At 70.7% G+C, this 16,510-nt stretch carries 14 protein-coding genes; 4 read left to right on the top strand and 10 right to left on the bottom strand.

The features are described 5' to 3' along the window. Nucleotides 1-14: 14 nt before the first annotated feature. Nucleotides 15-932 (bottom strand): carbohydrate ABC transporter permease, encoded by a 918-nt coding sequence (locus tag OG912_RS05520; RefSeq protein ID WP_327708437.1) that lies wholly within the window; start codon nucleotides 930-932, stop codon nucleotides 15-17. Continuing rightward, nucleotides 932-1,858 (bottom strand): carbohydrate ABC transporter permease, encoded by a 927-nt coding sequence (locus OG912_RS05515; RefSeq protein WP_327708436.1) that lies wholly within the window; start codon nucleotides 1,856-1,858, stop codon nucleotides 932-934. Before OG912_RS05515 ends, OG912_RS05520 begins: the two co-directional genes overlap by 1 nt. 433 nt (nucleotides 1,859-2,291) lie before the next feature. On the opposite strand from OG912_RS05515, the gene OG912_RS05510 reads away from it, so the two are divergent. Beyond that, nucleotides 2,292-4,592, top strand: a complete 2,301-nt coding sequence (locus tag OG912_RS05510; protein WP_327708435.1) for an FAD-dependent oxidoreductase — start codon at nucleotides 2,292-2,294, stop codon at nucleotides 4,590-4,592. A gap of 78 nt (nucleotides 4,593-4,670) precedes the next feature. Here OG912_RS05510 and OG912_RS05505 read toward each other — a convergent pair whose 3' ends face one another. Then, entirely contained in the window at nucleotides 4,671-5,459 is a 789-nt protein-coding gene (locus OG912_RS05505) for an IclR family transcriptional regulator (protein ID WP_327708434.1), read from the bottom strand. A gap of 209 nt (nucleotides 5,460-5,668) precedes the next feature. Here OG912_RS05505 and OG912_RS05500 point away from each other — a divergent pair, with 209 nt between their 5' ends. Beyond that, nucleotides 5,669-6,382 carry a hypothetical protein gene (locus OG912_RS05500; protein WP_327708433.1) on the top strand — a complete coding sequence of 238 codons (714 nt, stop codon included), beginning with the start codon at nucleotides 5,669-5,671 and terminating at the stop codon, nucleotides 6,380-6,382. Nucleotides 6,383-6,447: 65 nt separating this feature from the next. Here the strand turns inward: OG912_RS05500 and OG912_RS05495 are convergent, their stop codons facing one another. The 7 genes from OG912_RS05495 to OG912_RS05465 form a co-directional block, all read right to left on the bottom strand. Continuing rightward, complete coding sequence (locus OG912_RS05495; protein WP_327708432.1) at nucleotides 6,448-7,977, bottom strand: glycoside hydrolase family 43 protein; 1,530 nt, start codon at nucleotides 7,975-7,977, stop codon at nucleotides 6,448-6,450. 170 nt (nucleotides 7,978-8,147) lie between these two features. Beyond that, nucleotides 8,148-9,380, bottom strand: a complete 1,233-nt coding sequence (locus tag OG912_RS05490) for a cytochrome P450 family protein (protein WP_327708431.1) — start codon at nucleotides 9,378-9,380, stop codon at nucleotides 8,148-8,150. A gap of 12 nt (nucleotides 9,381-9,392) precedes the next feature. Continuing rightward, nucleotides 9,393-10,601, bottom strand: a complete 1,209-nt coding sequence (locus tag OG912_RS05485) for a cytochrome P450 (RefSeq protein ID WP_327708430.1) — start codon at nucleotides 10,599-10,601, stop codon at nucleotides 9,393-9,395. Next, entirely contained in the window at nucleotides 10,598-11,224 is a 627-nt protein-coding gene (locus OG912_RS05480) for a GTP-binding protein (RefSeq protein WP_327708429.1), read from the bottom strand. The genes OG912_RS05485 and OG912_RS05480 overlap by 4 nt, the downstream gene beginning before the upstream one ends. Continuing rightward, complete coding sequence (locus OG912_RS05475; RefSeq protein WP_327713346.1) at nucleotides 11,202-11,528, bottom strand: DUF742 domain-containing protein; 327 nt, start codon at nucleotides 11,526-11,528, stop codon at nucleotides 11,202-11,204. The genes OG912_RS05480 and OG912_RS05475 overlap by 23 nt, the downstream gene beginning before the upstream one ends. Nucleotides 11,529-11,551: 23 nt before the next feature. Beyond that, on the bottom strand, nucleotides 11,552-11,980 hold the full coding sequence (locus tag OG912_RS05470; protein WP_326739377.1) for a roadblock/LC7 domain-containing protein: 429 nt from the start codon (nucleotides 11,978-11,980) through the stop codon (nucleotides 11,552-11,554). Nucleotides 11,981-11,982: 2 nt separating this feature from the next. Next, entirely contained in the window at nucleotides 11,983-13,353 is a 1,371-nt protein-coding gene (locus tag OG912_RS05465) for an ATP-binding protein (protein WP_327708428.1), read from the bottom strand. Nucleotides 13,354-14,259: 906 nt separating this feature from the next. Here OG912_RS05465 and OG912_RS05460 point away from each other — a divergent pair. Beyond that, a complete protein-coding gene (locus OG912_RS05460) occupies nucleotides 14,260-15,666 on the top strand; it encodes a lipase family protein (RefSeq protein WP_443060946.1) in 1,407 nt (468 codons plus the stop codon). Nucleotides 15,667-15,840: 174 nt separating this feature from the next. Continuing rightward, nucleotides 15,841-16,482: a CatB-related O-acetyltransferase gene (locus OG912_RS05455; protein WP_326739379.1), complete on the top strand. Its 642-nt coding sequence runs from the start codon at nucleotides 15,841-15,843 to the stop codon at nucleotides 16,480-16,482. Nucleotides 16,483-16,510: the final 28 nt, after the last annotated feature.

Here is a 16,510-nt window from a genome sequence, read left to right as displayed (position 1 = left end):
CCCGTGCGGCCCGGCTACTTCACCGAGCCGGCGGTCATGCCGCCGACGAGGTAGCGCTGCAGGAACATGAAGGCGACGACGACCGGGATGGACACCACGAGCGAGGCGGCCATCAGCTCGGGCCAGGCGGCCTGGAACTCACCGATGTAGGTGGAGACGAGCCCGGGCGGCAGGGTCTGCTTCTCCTTGTCGGCCAGCGTCACCGCGAAGATGAAGTCGTTCCAGCCGCGGACGAAGGCGAACAGCCCGGCGGCGATCATTCCGGGCGCGGCCAGCGGCGCCACGATGGAGTGCAGCGTCCGCCACCGGGAAGCGCCGTCGATGGACGCGGCCTCCAGCAGGGCGTCCGGGATGGTGTCGAAGATGCCCTTCAGCATCCAGACGCACAGCGGCATCGTGAACGTGGTGAAGGACAGCACCAGGGCGGTGTACGTGTTCAGCAGGCCGAAGCTGGAGAAGACGGCGTACAGCGTCACCAGCAGGAGCGCCTGGGGGAACATCTGGGAGGCCAGCACCATGTGCATCAGCGAGCGCCGTCCGCGATAGCGGAACTTGGAGAACGAGTAGCCCATGTACGTGGCGACGACCACGCTCAGTACGGCGGTGATCGAGGCCACGACGAGCGAGTTGATCATGTACTTGATCAGCTGGTCGTTGTCGGCGAGGGCCGTGAAGTTGCTGAAGGTGATGTGTGTGGGTATCAGCTTCGGCGGGAACTGGAACGCGTCCTCGGGGCTGCTCAGGGCGGTGGCCAGCAGCCAGTAGACCGGCAGGAGGCCGAAGGCGCCGATCACCAGGATCGCGGTCCAGGCGGCGATCCGGGAGCGGAGCAGGTCCTTGCGTATCCGGCGCCGCGAGGTGTTCCCGGCGGACGTGGCGGACTGCTTCAGCCGGCCGGTGCCGGACAGCGGGGTGGAGGTCGTGGAGGTCATCAGGCGTCGCCCTTCCGCTCGGTGATCCTGAGGTAGACGGCGACCAGGAGGAGCAGGAGCAGCATCCACAGGCCGCCCAGCGCGGTCGCCCGGCCGATGTCGAAGCCCTTGAAGGCGGTCTGGTACACCGCGGTGGCGAAGGTCTCGGTGGCTCCGGCCGGCCCGCCGCCGGTGAGCACGTAGATGGTGTCGAAGTGCTGGAAGTTCCAGATGAACTCCAGGAGCAGCACGATCGAGGCGACCCCGCGCACCTGGGGCCAGGTGACGGCGAAGAAGCGCCGGATCGCGCCGGCCCCGTCGATCGAGGCCGCCTCGTGCAGCTCCTTGGGCACGGTCTGCAGACCGGCCAGGAGCATCACCATCATCCAGGGGAAGCTCGCCCAGGTCTTGGTGATGATGACGGCGAGCATCGCGGTGCCCGGCCGGCCGAGCCAGGAGACGGACTCGTCGATGATCCCGGTGTCCATGAGGATGCCGTTCAGCACGCCGTAGTTCGCGTTGAAGATCCACATCCACAGGAAGGAGACCACCACACCCGGGATCACCCACGGGAACAGGAACAGGCCGCGCATGAAGCCGCTGCCCTTCAGGCCCGAGTTCAGCGCGAGCGCGAGCGCGAACCCGAGCACGAAGGGGACGAGCGTCGCACCGACGGTGAAGACCAGGGTCTGCTTGAGGATGGTGAGGAAGTCGCCGTCCAGCCAGTAGGCGAAGTTGTCGAGGCCGACGAACTCCCGTCCCGGCAGGCGCAGGTCCTGCTTGAAGAAGCCGGTGAACAGGGCCGACACCAGCGGATAGATGATGATCGTCGCGAACAGGGCGATCCCCGGCGCGGTGAGCAGCAGGGCGAACGCGCCGTTGGAGAGTCGTCCACCGGTCCGCTCACGATGTGGAGCGGCCTTCCGTGGAGGTGCGGCCGTACTCATGGATCAGTCCTCTCGAACGGGGCGGGAGCGGTGGTGCAGGGCGTGCCACGGTGGCTGCGCTCCGCTGGGCGGAGTCGATGCGGCCGGACGTGAGCCGTGAGCCGCGCCGTCCCGTGCGCCGGCCGAGGCCCTGTGTGAAGGTCATGCTGCCGCACTGAATACAAGTTGCAGCATGCGGGATCGTTCTCCATATCGTGCGAGGACGTCAACCCTTTTGGTCGGTGAATCGTCGGTTCTGTGCAGAACCGACGAGGTCGGTGACCTGCCGTGAACGCGAACGGTAGCCCTCGCCGACGGCATCGTTGGCTGCGCCGGAAACTTACAACAGATCCCACTGACTGAACAGTAGTTGCACAATATGGATGTGATGTACGTTCATGGTCGCTCCGCTGTGGCGGAGAGAATCCGTGCTTCACACCGAGGAGGCCGCCCCGTGCGGGAAGAAGAGGTCCATTACGACATCGCCGTCATCGGCGGCGGCCTGGCGGGGACCTGCGCAGCCATCGCCGCGGCCCGGCTGGGCCGACGCGTCGCCCTGGTCAACAACCGGCCGGTACTGGGCGGCAACGCCAGCAGCGAGGTCCGGGTCTGGGTCTGCGGAGCCACCGCCCACGGCGTGCACCGCTGGGCCCGGGAGACCGGCATCATGGGCGAGCTGTACACCGAGAACCAGTACCGCAACCCCGAGGGGAACCCGTACTACTGGGACCAGGTGGTCCTCGACGCGGTCCGGGCCGAACCGAACATCGACCTGTACCTCAACACCGACGTACGGGAAGTCGACGCGAGCGGCCCGGACGACGCGCGCGAGCTGCACTCCTGCACCGGCTGGATGATGGGCTCCGAGCGGCGCATCACCTTCCATGCCCGTCAGTTCCTCGACTGCACCGGCGACGGCCTCCTCGGCCACCTCGCGGGCGCCCACTACCGCATCGGCCGCGAGGCGCGTGCGGAGTTCGGTGAGCCCTGGGCGCCCGAGGAGGGGGACGAGGCGCTGCTCGGGTCGACGATCCTGTTCCACACCAAGGACCTCGGCCGGCCGGTGAAGTTCGTCGCGCCCGAGTCCGCCCGCGACCTCACCACCACGCCCATCCTGCGCAACCGTGTGCTGCGCACCGGCGACAACGGCTGTGACTACTGGTGGATCGAGTGGGGCGGCGAACTCGACACCGTCCACGACAACGAGCGGATCCGCGACGAACTGCAGTCCGTGGTCATGGGCATCTGGGACCACATCAAGAACTCCGGCGAGTTCCCGGACGCAGAGAACCTGACGCTGGAGTGGGTCGGCAGCCTCCCCGGCAAGCGCGAGTACCGCCGCTTCCTCGGCGACCACATGCTGAGCCAGCAGGACGTCCTGGAGCAGCGGCAGTTCGACGACCGCGTCGCCTTCGGCGGCTGGTCCGTCGACCTCCACCCGGTGCAGGGGATGTACGCCGACGAGCCCGGCGCCCGCCAGCGCTACGCGGACGGCATCTTCCACATCCCGCTGCGCTCCCTGTACTCGGCGAACGTCACGAACCTCCTGTTCGCCGGGCGCAACATATCCGCCACCCACATCGCCTTCGGCGCCACCCGGGTGATGGCCACCTGCGCCACGCTCGGCGAGGCCGCGGGCACGGCCGCCGCGCTGTGCGTCGCCGAGGGCATCGGCCCGCGCGAGCTCGCCGCCGAGCGCCCCGAGCTGGTGCGCCGCACGCTGCTGCGGCAGGACGCCTCGGTGATCGGCCTGTCCGACGACGACCCCGACAACCTGGCCCGCGCGGCCCGGGTGAGCGCCTCCTCGCACCTGAGCCGGCTGGCCGCGGAGCCGACGCCGGCCGCGCCCGGCGAGCCGTACCCGCTCACCCGCGACCTCGGGCTGCTGCTGCCGGCCGACCCCGCGCTCGACACGGTCGACCTGCTGGTCCACGGCGCCCAGGGCGAGCGGCCGAGTGAACTCACCGTGGAACTGTGGAGCACCGGCCGCCGCGAGAACGCCGTCCCCGTCGACCACCTGCTCACCACCACGGTGACCGTGCCGGCCGGCGGTCCCCACTGGGTCACGGCCCGCCTTGGCCACCGCCCGGACACCCCGGAGAACGTCGTCCTGATCGTGCGCGCCTGTCCGGGCGCGGCACTGGTCCTCGTGCCCGTGCGCACCGCCGGTGTTCTCGCGCTGCGCAGCAGGGCCGAGGGCGACCTGGCCGTCGACCACGACATTCCCGAGGAGGACGGCCAGCTGGTCCTGGAGTGGCAGGCCCGCGGCCTGCGCCGCCGGACCTTCGGCTTCCGCGCCACCCCGGCCACCGCGGCGTTCCTGCCCGAACGGGCCGTCGGCGGCTTCCAGCGCCCCTACGGCGGACCGCAGATGTGGTCGTCCCAGCCCTTGGCCGACCCGGACGCCGCGGCGCAGTGGCTACGCCTCGACTGGGACACGGCGCGTCGGCTCACCGAGGCGCGCGTGGTGTTCGACGACGACGTCGACGAGTACCTCAACAACCTGCACCGCCACCGCACCCCCTTCGAGGTGATGCCGGAACTGGTCCGCGACTACCGCCTCCAGAGCCGCGAGCCCGACGGCACCTGGCGCACCCTGCTGACGGTGACGGACAACCGCCGCCGCCACCGCGTGCACGATCTGCGCGGTGCGGAAGGCGGGCCCGTGAGCACCGACGCCCTGCGCCTCGTGGTGGACGCGACGCACGGGGCTCCGCACGCGCACGTGATCGCGTTCAAGGCGTACGGAGCGTAGGCACGCGGAAGGAAGGGGGCCCGGTAGCAGGTCGGACGACCTGCTACCGGGCCCCCTTTCCGGGTTTCGGTGGGTGTCTCAGACCGCGCCCAGCGCCTGGCTGATGGCGTCGGCGGCTTCGATGACCTCGCGGGTCAGTGCGAGGCGCTGCCCCTCCGCCTCGGTCTGGCTGCCGAGGAGGGAGGTGGGGCCCCACAGGGAGATGGCGGCCACGACATCGCCCGAGGCGTCACGGACCGGTGCGGCGAGGGAGGCGCGGCCCAGGGCGCGTTCCTCGGCTTCGATGGCGTAGCCGGTACGGCGCACGGTGTCGATCTCGGTGTCGAGGAGGTCGTGGCTGGTGGTCGTGTAGTCGGTGTGTGCCGTGAGCGGTTCGGGAAGCAGTGTGCGGCGCTCTTTGGGCGTGAGGCCTGTGAGCAGGCATTTGCCGATGCTGGTGGCGTGCAGCGGGGCGGTGTGGCCGGCCTGGGTGTACGACTTCGGGGCGCGCGTCCCCTCGAAGTTGCACAGGAACATCAGCTCGGTGTCGCGGCGGATGGCGACGTTGGCCCCCAGCCCGGTGCGGGTGGCGAGGTCCTGGAGGACCATGCGGGCGGCCCGGTGGACCGGGTGTCGATTGGTGGCGGTGGCGGCGAGGGGGAGGATGCCGAGGCTGAGCCGGTAGAGGTTGCTGACCGGGTCGCGCTCGACCATGTCGAGGCGTTCGAGGGTGGACAGCAGGCGGGAGGTGGTGGAGGATCCCAGCCCGGTGACTTCGGCGACGTCGGAGACGCGCAGTTCGGCGCGGCCGGAGTCGAGTGCGCGCAGCACCGAGACTGCTCGTTCGACGCTCTGGTTCGTCCCGGCGTCGGTCGCCCGAGTAGCCATGACCCTCCTCATTTTGCAAGTCGCTTGCACTATCTGCATCAGCATATCGCGTAAGTCGGAGCGGCGGCTGCGGAATCCATCGGCGCGAAGGGTGCGGGACACCGCCCGTTCGGCTCATCCAGGACAGCCTGGACATCGCGCCCACGCCCGTCACCGTCAGGCCTGATCGCCCGGGGTCGGCTGTCACAGGGCGGTTCTAGGGTGAGCGGATGAACGGACAGGATGCAGGGAATCCCCGGGCGGCGCTGCCCGCGCACGCCATCGAGGTCGGAGCCGGACCGCTGGACCGGCCGGCGAGGGACTCGGTGGGCGGTTGGCCCTTCCTCGATCCCGGGCAGGAGTGGCCCGTGTGTTTCTGCGGGGAGCGGCTGGCGCTGTTCTTCCAGCTCGATGTGCCCGCGGATCTGGAACCCTTCGGCGGGGACCACCTGCTGGTGTTCCACTGCGGTGCGCACAACGAAGCGGCCGATCCCGGGTTGGCCGGCGGGCGGCTCGTGCCCCGGTACTGGGACGCTCCGCAGCCGCCCTACCCGCGGCCCTTCTGGCGCATTCTGCTCCAGCGGCAGGCGGATCTTCCGGCTGCCGAGTCCGAACCTTCCGTATGCGCACTGCCGTTGACGCTGCGGCCCTTCGATGACGTCCCCGACCCGCGGGGCATCGGAGCGCAGGGATTCAAGCTGGGCGGTACGCCGTCCTGGGCGCAGGGCCCCGAGTCCTACACCTGCGCCTGTGGCGCCGGTCTGGAGTACCTCTGCCAGGTGCCGGAATACACGGAGTTCGCGGTCCGTCCCGGCCTGCCGGAACAGCCCTACAGCGTAGGGGCCGATACCTACGGACTGTTCCTCGGCAACGAGATCTACCTGATGGCGTGCCCGGCCCACTGCGACCCGGCGGCGGTCTGGCCGGTGAACCAGCATTTCTGAACGCCGCACAGCAGGGGCGGGGGCGAACGCGTGTCGCCGCCCCCGCCCCGACCCCGCCCCCGGCGTCAGGCCGGACGCAGGCCGAACCAGTCGAAGGCCGCGCTGCCCCGGGTCGCGTACATGCCGACGACTCGGCCGGTGAAGCCCCCGGCCACCTCCGTACTGAGGTAGCGGCCGTCGAGCGCGGCCAGGATCTCGAAGTCGCCCCCGGCCGTCTCGTACCCCAGGTGGAGGGTGTCGGGCCCGCCGACGCGGAGGCCGGGCGGGGCCGTCGCCCCCGGGTCCGTGACGGAGGGGGGCAGGACCACGGTGGTGGTGACGTCGATCCGTAGCGTCACCGGACCCGGCGGCAGGGCGCGTTCGGCCACGGTGTGGCACAGCGGACCGATCCTGGCGACAGCGCGGACCAGGCCGGAGTCGTCGGTCTCCACCCGGTAGTGGTGCGCCTCGTCGAGCCGTACGGCGAGCCCGCCCAGGCCTCCCGGACCGACCTCGACCCGTGTACGGGCGGTGCAGTCCGGGTCCCGCTGGCGCCGCCCCACGAAGAGTGCGCCAGGCAGGTCGAGGCTGTCCGCGTGGGCGTGCAGCACCAGGTGCCCCGGTCGCTCGTCGAGGCGCACGGCGGCCGGGTCGTGCCGCCTCGGTGACACCCAGCACGGCGCGAGCGCGGGGGAGTCGAAGTCGTCCCGCTCCGGCTCGTCCGGCCATGGGTGCGGCGACAGGGCGGGGGCCTCGGCCCGCAGGTCCACCGGTCCCGGCAGCGGCCACCCGTCCTCCCAGCGCACGGGCGCCAGGAACGTCTCCCGGCCCAGCCCGTGGTACTTCGGGGTGTCGCCGCGTGGCCGGGTGCCCAGCAGCACCATCCACCAGGTGTCGTCCTGTGCCTGTACGAGGTCCCCGTGGCCGACGTTCTGCACGGGGTGGCCGGTGCTCCGGTGGGAGAGCACGGGGTTGTCCGGGTGCGGTTCGAACGGCCCCGGCAGGCTGCGGGTGCGGGCCACCGACATCGCGTGGCCGCGTTCGGTGCCGCCCTCCGAAAGCAGCAGGTACCACCAGTCGCCGATCCGGTACAGGTGCGGCCCCTCGGGGTACTGCAGCCCGCTGCCCGACCACAACGCCACCGGCTCGCCCAGCGCCTTGCCCGATTCCGGATCGATGCGCACCCCGCGGATGCCGTCGTCCGAGTACACGCACCAGCAGGTGCCGTCCTCGTCCCAGGCCAGATCGGGGTCGATGCCGGGTATGCCGACCGGAACGGGATCCGACCAGGGGCCGGCGGGATCCTCCGCGGTGACCAGGACGGTTCCGGCATCGGTGACCACGGTCGTGATCATCCAGAAGCGGCCGTCGTGATGCCGCAGGGTGGGCGCGTACACCCCGCACGAGGCCGGGACCGTATCCGGCAGCTCCAACTGGCCGGGACGGTCCAGCGCGTGGCCGATCAGCCGCCAGTTCACCAGGTCGCGGCTGTGCCACAGGGGCACCCCGGGCACGTACTCGAAGCTGGACGTCGCCACGTAGTAGTCGTCGCCCACCCGGCAGATGCTCGGGTCCGGACTGAAGCCGGGTATCACGGGGTTGTCGAAGAGCGCCATGTCCGTCCCAGGGTGTGGATGGCCGGGTGGCGGGAACGGCTGCCCGCCGCACCGCCCCGATCGTCGAAGCGCTTCGAAAGTCGCACGGGGGCAGTGCGCTGTCAACGCCTGCCGGGCGGGGCAGCCGGGCCGGGGGACCCACCGCGCGTGGTGGGTCCCGTACGGGAAGGTCAGCCGGCGGCCGGACGCAGGCGTACTGGGAGGGTCTGGTGCCCGTTGCTGATCAGGGAGGGCAGCGGCTGCAGTTCGGCTGCGGGAACCGCGAGTTCGACCTCGGGGAACCGCTCGAAGAGCTGCTGGAGCGCGGTGGCGATCTCCAGGCGGGCGAGCGGGGCGCCGAGGCAGAAGTGGACGCCGTGGCCGAAGGCCAGGTGCTCCTTCGTCGGCCGGGTGACGTCGAAGACGTCCGCGGACTCACCGTGCATGCCGGGGTGGCGGTTGGCGGCGGCGTAGGAGGCGAGGATCGCCTCGCCGCGGGCGATCGTCTGTCCGTCGGGCAGGGGGATGTCCGCCAGGGCGAAGCGCATGGGCAGGTGCTTCACGGCGGGCTCGTGCCGGAGGGTCTCCTCGACGACGCTGTTCCAGTCGGCGCGGCCGGCCCGCAGATGAGCCAGCTGCGCGGGGTCGGCCAGCAGCGCGGTGATGGCCTGGTCGATCACGTTGACGGTGGTGTCGTACCCGGCGGAGACCATCAGCAGGAGTGTGTCGCGCAACTCGTCGTCGGTGAGGGCGCTGCCGTCCCCCTCGTCGTCGCGGGAAGCGACGAGGAGCGAGGTCATGTCGTCGCCGGGCTCCGCGCGCTTGGCCGCGATCAGGACGTTGAGGGCCTCGTACAGCGCGGCCGTGTTCGCGGTCGCCTGCTCGACGGTGAGGGTGGTGTCGAAGACGCCGTCGACCAGGGCGCGGAAGCCGTCGAGCTGGTGCTCGGGGACACCCATGAGCTGGCCGATCACCGCGATCGGCAGCGGGTGGGCGAGGTCCTTGCGCAGATCGGCCACTTCACCGGCAGGACGGGAGTCGAGATCGTCGAGAAGTGCGGCGACCACCTTCTCGACCGATGAACGCAGGTCCTGGATGCGGCGGGCGCTGAACGCCGGGGCCACCATCCGGCGGAGCCGTCGGTGGTCGCCGCCGTAGGCGGTGAACATGTTGCTCACGGCGACCCAGAGGGCGAGGGGCCAGGTGGCCACGGTCTCCGCGAAGGCCGGCCAGTGGGCGCGGGCGTCCTTGGAGACATCCGGACTGGTGAGGAGTTCCTTGAGAAGCGCCGGGTCGGTGACCGACCACGCGGTCACCCCGAGGACGTCCACACGGGTGGCCGGACCGCGGTCGCGCAGGGCCTGGTACTCGGTGTGGCGGTCGGAGCCGGTGGGGTCGAGGACGAGTACGGGCTGTTCGGACATGGTGTCTCTCTTTCAGCGAGCGGTGGAGAACCGGACGGGGAGGGATTCCAGGGCACGGTGGAAGGGCCCCGGACGCCAGCGCAGTTCAGCGGCGGGAACGGCGAGATCCATCTCCGGCAGGGCGTCGAGCAGATAGGTGACCGCGGTCTCGGCGATGAGGTAGGCGTGCGAGCGGGCCGGGCAGGTGTGGGGGCCGATGCTCCAGGCCAGATGGGCACGATTGCCCGAGATCCCGGCCGGCCCCTGAGTGAGTTCGGGGTCGTTGTTGCAGGCCGCCATGGAGATGACGACGGGCTGATGGGCCGGGAGCAGGTATCCGTCGATGTCCGCGGGATAGGGCGGATAGGTGATGCAGTAGTTCGCCATCGGCGGGTCGGTGTACAGGACGGTGTCGAGCGCGTCACGCACCGTGGACTGGCCCGCGTGCAGCGCGGCGGAGAATTCCTCGTCGGTGAGGATCTTCAGCTGGGTGTTGGCGATGAGGTTGGTCAGGGGCTCGATACCGGCGCCGTAGAGAGTGACGAGCTGGTGGCTCATCTCCTCGTCGGTCAGCCCCGCCGGGTGGGCCAGGAGACGCGAGGTGATGTCGTCGGCGGGTTCGTGCCGGCGCAGGGCGACGAGGTCGGCGAGGGCCTGGCCGAGGATCTGATTGCCCTGATGGGCGTCGGTGGTGTCGAAGATGCGTGCCATCCCGTCGGCGATACGGGCTCCGATCTCGTCGGGGCAGCCCAGCAGAGCACTCAGGATCCGGAAGGCGATCGGCCAGGCGTACTGGGTGAGCAGATCGGCGCTGCCGGCGGTGAGGAAATCCGCGACCGACTCCGAGGCGATCCTCTCCACCTGGGCGCGCAGGCGGTGTTGGTCGACCGCGTTGATACCGGCGGTGTTGGCCGCCCGGTAACGGGCGTGTTCCGCACCGCCGTTGCGCAGGGCGTTGGGCCGCCACTCCATCATCGGCCGCACCGGGCACGAGGCCGGCACCTGCTGCTCCCAGACGCGCGGGTCCGGCGGGAAGTACATGGGGTCGTTGAGGATGCGGCGGGCCTGGAGGTAGCCGATCACCAGCGTGGCCGGGATGCCGGGGGACAGCTCGACGGGCACCAGGGGGCCGTAGGTCTTGCGCATCCGTTCGTAGGCGGCGTGCGGGTCTGCGGCGAAGCCCGGATCGTACAGCGAGACCCTGCCCGGTGCGACCGTGGGCACGGAGCTGGTGAAGGTCATGACATGGGCTCCAGGGAGAGGGCTGCACGCTGCGAGATCAGGTACTCCGCGAGCGTGATCAGGGCTTGGAGGGAGGAGGTGCGGTCGCGCGCGTCACAGGTGGTCAGCGGTGTGTGGGGTTCCAGGGCGAGGGCCTGGCGCAGTTCGTCGAGGTCGTAGACGGGCGCGTCGGGGAAGGTGTTGATCGCGACCGCGTAGGGGATTCCCTCGCCCTCCAGCAGAGTCAGAGCCCCGTGGCTCGCGTCGAGGTCACGGGTGTCGGCCAGGACGAGGCAGCCGAGTGCACCCTGTGCCAGGTCCTCCCACAGGGGCTGGAAGCGGACCTGTCCGGGGAGTCCGAACAGATACAGGGCCAGGGCGCCGTTGGCCAGGTGGATCCGGCCGAAGTCCATGCCCACGGTCGTCGTGGTCTTCTTCGGTGTGCCGCGCAGATCGTCGATCCCGACGCTGTCCTCGGTGATCGGCTCCTCCATCCGCAGCGGCCGCACCTCGGAGACGCTGCCGATGAAGGTCGTCTTGCCGACGCCGAATCCGCCGGCGATCACGATCTTGGCGGACCGGGTCACCGTGGCCGGCACGTACGAGACGGCGTTCCGCGTGTCAGACCAGTTCTCGCAGTCCATCAAGCACCTTCTGCAGGAGGTCGTTTTCGGGCTGATCGTTCACAGCGGCCGCCGGGCTGGCCAGATGGCCGCTGTCCATGAGGGAGGAGACGAGGATCCGGATGGTGGAGGGCGGCAGCTGCAGCGCGGCAGCGATGTCCGCAACGGCCAGCCCGCCGTGGCCCACGGAGAACAGGCTCATCACCCGCCGGCTATCGGGCCCCAGCTCGCCGGTGGGGCTGGGCGCGGCGATGACCACGCTCTCCAGAAGGACGTCCCGGCGCGGGCGGACCCGTCCGCCCGTGCGGACGTAAGGCCTCACCATGTCCGGGTCATGCCGCGGACCGGTCATACCGCGGTGCCTCCGTCCGGCTGGAGGACGGGCCTGCGTTCCGTGGTGCCGAGCTGCTCGCCCAGGCGCACCACGAGCAGGGCCATGTGGTGGCTGATCAGGCCGACGTCGGCGTGGGGTCCCGTGGTGACGACCGAGAGCATCGTGTTCTGACCCGCCGCCGTCGTCAGGCCGATCCGCTCGACGCTCTCGATCAGCTGCTGGCGCACGCCGCGCCCGCCGGTGAAGTCGTCCCACGCCCGGCCCGAGGCCCGCAGCGAGGCGGTCAGGGCGGCCAGCTTCTCGCCGTCCTCCTGTCCGATGGTCTCGGTCCGGGCCTTGAGCAGGCCGTCGCCGCTCATCAGTACGGCGTACCGGACGCCCTCCACGGATCCCAGCTGCTCGTCAAGCAGCCAGCCCAGGGCGTTCGAGTGGGTGTCCGACATGTTCAACGTCCTTCGTCAGTGCTGGCGGTGTTCTGGTTGTCCCGGCTGCGGCGGCTGCCTGCCATCCACGCTGCGGCCACGGCGGGGGTACCCGGATCCACGTGGGCCGGGGCCGGCCGCGTGTCGGCTGCGGGGCCCGTCTCGTGGGCGGGGCGCGGGGTGCGCCGACGGACGGTGAGGCCGCTTGCCGTGGTGGGCGTGGCCGACGGCGCAGGCGCGGGCTCCGCCTCCGGTGCCAGGGCCGGGTGGGCGGCCGGCACGCTGTGCACGGACGACGGCCGCGGGGGCTGGGGCGTCGTCAGGAGGGCCTTCGGGAGCACGATGATCGCGCGGGTGCCGCCGTACAGGTTGGGCGCCGTCAGTTCGACGCGGAAGCCGTACTGGTCGGCGAGCACGGACGCGACGCGCAGTCCGGTCTGGGGGTAGGCGCCGAGCTGCGTGATGTCGTCCCGCTGCTTGCCGGACATCACCTCGCGCGCCCAGGTCAGCCGCTCGTCCTCTATCCGCAGTCCGGCATCGTCCACGACGAGGAAGGCCGCGCTCGCCCCGTGCTCCAGGGAGACGTGCACCAGGGCGTTCGGCGGGGAGTACCGAAGCGCGTTGTCCAGCAGCACCGCCAGGGTGTGGACGACGGCTTCCACGGCCCGGCTCCGGACGGCGAAGGACTCCAGGTCCGTGTGCTGGATGCGCTGATAGCCCTCGACCCGGCCCATGGCCGTGCGGACGACGTCGGTGAGGGTGGTCGCCGGCCAGCGTCGCGACAGCTTGTCGCCGGCCAGGACGCCGTACCCGGACGCTGTGAGCAGCATCTGCTGGGCCAGGTGATCCATCTCGACCAGCGTGGCGTACGCCTCGTCCGAGACATGGCGGCGTACACCGGCGCTGATCGCGCTGCTCAGCTTCGCGGCCCGCTGCACCGTGCTGGAGGCGAAGGCGCGTACGGCTGCCCGGGCCACGTCCACCGACTCCTGCCGCGCCTGGGCCATGCGGTTCTCGGCCTCCGCCCAGACCTGTGCGAGCTGGTCCTGCGCGGCGTTCTGCGCCAGTTGTCCGGTCCGGTCGATGGCCGAGCAGGCCTGTCCCGCGAGAGCGCCGAGAGCATTCGCCATCTGGGTGTGCACCAGTTGGGGCGGCACGGCCAGGTCGGGCTGGTAGGCCTGTCCGGTCTGGGTGTGCGCCGCAGCGGCCGGGATGACGGTGTGCGCGATGTGTGCGGCGAACTGCTCGGCGGAGCGCACTTGTTGCCCGAGCTGTTCGACGCGTTGCTGGAGGCCGTCCGCGCGGCGCTGCTGGGCGCGGGCCTTGCGATGGAACCAGAGCGTCGCACCGGCGCCGGCCGCCAACGCGGCCACGATCAGAATCAGTTCGGTCATCAGGCCCTCACGAGAGTCGGGGGGACGGTTCCGGTGCGTATGCCGCCGGCAGGGCCGTGCTGCTCGTTACGGGGGTGGGATTCCATCGTTTCTGTACTCCGTAGTGCCCGGGTTTCGGGGTCTGTTGGCTGCCGAGGCCGACTGGGGGAGAGAGAACGGGGGCGGTCGGCCCCGGACGGGGGATCGGGAAGTCCGCCGATTCCCCTGCCGCCGTGTACGCGGGAGGCAAGGGGGGATCCGGGGGGACGGCGAGATGGTGAAATTCGGCGCGCGCGCCGGTTTGCGCCGGGGCCTGCCCGGGTGAATCCGCGTGGTTCGGATCGAAGTCTGCTGTGCGCGGGGGAGCCTTCGGGGAACTTCCGCGAGGCCGTGCGCTGCCGTTTCCGGTGGAACCAGGAGTGTCCGGCGGGGCAGGAATGGCGGAGTCGGCCGACTGCCGGCGAGCTGAGCGTAAGGCCGGCGAGGTGGGCATGACAGAACTCTAGTTGGAATGAGTCATGTTGCGCACGGGGCTCCTGTGACTGTTGGGGGCCATTGTGTGAAGTCGGGGGCAGTGTGGGCGTGTTCGTGGAGCGCCGGATTCCGAGCCGTCGGTGCGCGGACCCCTCGCCTCCCGCTCGTCCGGATGGCGGTCGCGTCAAGGTGGGTGCGGGGTAAGGCAGTTCGACCGGATGGCGGCTGATCTCGCGGCTCCCGATCGCCGGTGAGGCCCTCTGCGGGCCGCGCTTCCCGTCGGCCTGATTCCGGCCGCGTCGCTCCGGGCGGCCCGGGGCGGGGTGCGCAGTCGTACGTCGACCAGGCCCGATTCGGTAGTTACCACAGCGTAACTTACTGGTGGGTTACCTTCGGTAAGTCCCGCTGCTAGCTTGCGTTCACCCGCATTCCGAGCAGAGCGAGGAGTGAGCTGTGAGCCGCAAGAGCACCCGTTCGCTGTCCACCTTCCCTACGACGTCCCCCATGTCTTCCCCCGCCCGCGGGCCACGCCCCGGTGGCATCCGCGCGGTGGCCGTCGCCGTGACGGCAGCGGCCTGCGTGGCCGCGTACGCCGCACCCGCGTCCGCCACCGATGGGTCGCAGCCCGTGGTGTCCCGCGGGGTCACCATCCCCGACTTCTACAACCCGCCGGCCGAACTGCCCTCCGCCAACGGCGCGGTGATCCGCCACGAGCCGCTGCCGCTCGGGCTGAGCCTGCCCGGTCTGGACGGGCGGCCGATGCCGGGTACGGCGACCCGGCTGATGTATCGCTCCACCGACTCGGGCGGGCAGGCCGTCGCGGTGACCGGCGCCTATATCGAACCGTCCGCCGCGTGGAAGGGCTCCGGTCCGCGTCCTCTGGTGGCGCTGGCCTCGGGAACAGTGGGCCAGGGCGACCAGTGCGCCCCCTCCATGACCCTCCAGTACCCGCTGACCCTCAGCGGTGAGACCGTGTCGGTCGGCTACGAGACCCTGGCGATCTACCGGCTGCTCTCCGCCGGCGTCGCCGTCGTGGTCACCGACTACGTCGGTCTCGGCACGACCGACCGGCTCCACACCTACGTCAACCGGCTCGACCAGGGCCACGCCCTGCTGGACGCGGCCCGTGCCGCGCACCAGCTGCCCGGCACCTCGATCACGCCGGACTCGCGCACCGGTCTGTACGGCTACAGCCAGGGCGGCGGAGCCAGCGCGTCCGCGGCCGAACTCCAGCCGTCCTACGCACCCGACGTCAAGCTCGCCGGCACCTACGCCGGTGCGCCGCCCGCCAACCTGACCGCGACCATGAAGGGCATCGACGGCAGCGCCCTCGCCGGCGCCCTGGCCTGGTCGATCAACGGTTTCTCCCAGGCCGACCCCGATCTGAGGGCGGTCGTGGAGACGAATGTCAACGACGCCGGGCGGGCCGCGCTGAAGGACGCCTCGACCATGTGCGTCGGCGACGCGATCTTCGGCTACGGCTTCACCAAGAGCACCAAATGGACCACCAGCGGCAAATCCCTCGGGGACGTCATCGCGGCCGAGCCCAAGGCGCAGGCGGCCCTCGACAGGCAGCGCATCGGCACGCTGAAGCCCACGGGTCCGGTGCGCCTGGCGACCGGTGTGCAGGACGACATCGTGCCCCACGCCCAGGCGCGCCAACTGGCCGTGGACTGGTGCCGCAAGGGCGCCGACGTCACCTACGACGCGATCGTCCTGCCCAACCTCGGCGACAAACTCCTGACCAACCACCTGGTCCCGCTGATCACCGACCAGGGTGACGCGATCTCCTGGATGACCGACCGCCTCTCGGGCAAGGGGACAACCTCCAACTGCTGGACGATGCCGCTCCAGCCATGACGCCCGGCGCTCTGACGCCCTGACGCTCGACCCGGAACTGCCGGGCGGATCTCCGGTCCGCCCGGCAGTCGTCGTTCCGGCACCCGGCCACGGCAAACCGGTGTCGCGACGGGGCCGTCGGCGCGATCATGGGACGTGGTCCCTGCCCGCCACCTGTGAAGGAAACCGCGCGCCATGCCCGTACCGGCCGACCCGACCGTGCTCCACCCGATGCCCGAACAGCCGCGAGTGGTGCAGCTCAGGCCTCTGGTGAAGTCCCCGCTGATCGAGGTCGGGGAGTACTCGTACTACGACGACCCGGACGACGCCACCGCGTTCGAGACGCGCAACGTCCTCTACCACTACGGTCCGGAGAAGCTGGTCATCGGCAGATTCTGCGCCCTGGGCACGGGGGTGCGGTTCATCATGAACGGCGCCAACCACCGTATGGACGGCCCCTCGACCTTCCCCTTCCCCACCCTGGGCGGCTCGTGGGCCGACCACTTCGACCTGCTCACCGGGCTGCCGAACCGGGGGGACACCGTCGTCGGCCACGACGTCTGGTTCGGCCACGGTGCCACCGTGCTGCCCGGGGTGCGGATCGGGAACGGCGCGATCATCGGCGCCGGCTCCGTGGTCACCAAGGACGTGCCCGACTACGGGATCGTCGGCGGGAACCCGGCCCGCCTGATCCGTACCCGCTACGACGACCGGGATATCGCCCGGCTGCTCGCCGTGGCCTGGTGGGACTGGCCGGCGGAACACCTCACCGCCCACGTGCGCACGATCATGTCGGGCACCGTCGACGAGCTCGAAGCCGCCGCCCCGTCCGAGTGACGGCGGCGTCCGTGCCCGCCGAAACCCA

This window comes from Streptomyces sp. NBC_00464 (assembly GCF_036013915.1).
Taxonomy (GTDB): Bacteria; Actinomycetota; Actinomycetes; order Streptomycetales; family Streptomycetaceae; genus Streptomyces.
Note: the sequence above shows the minus strand (reverse complement) of the source record. Positions and strands in the feature narration are given on the sequence as shown.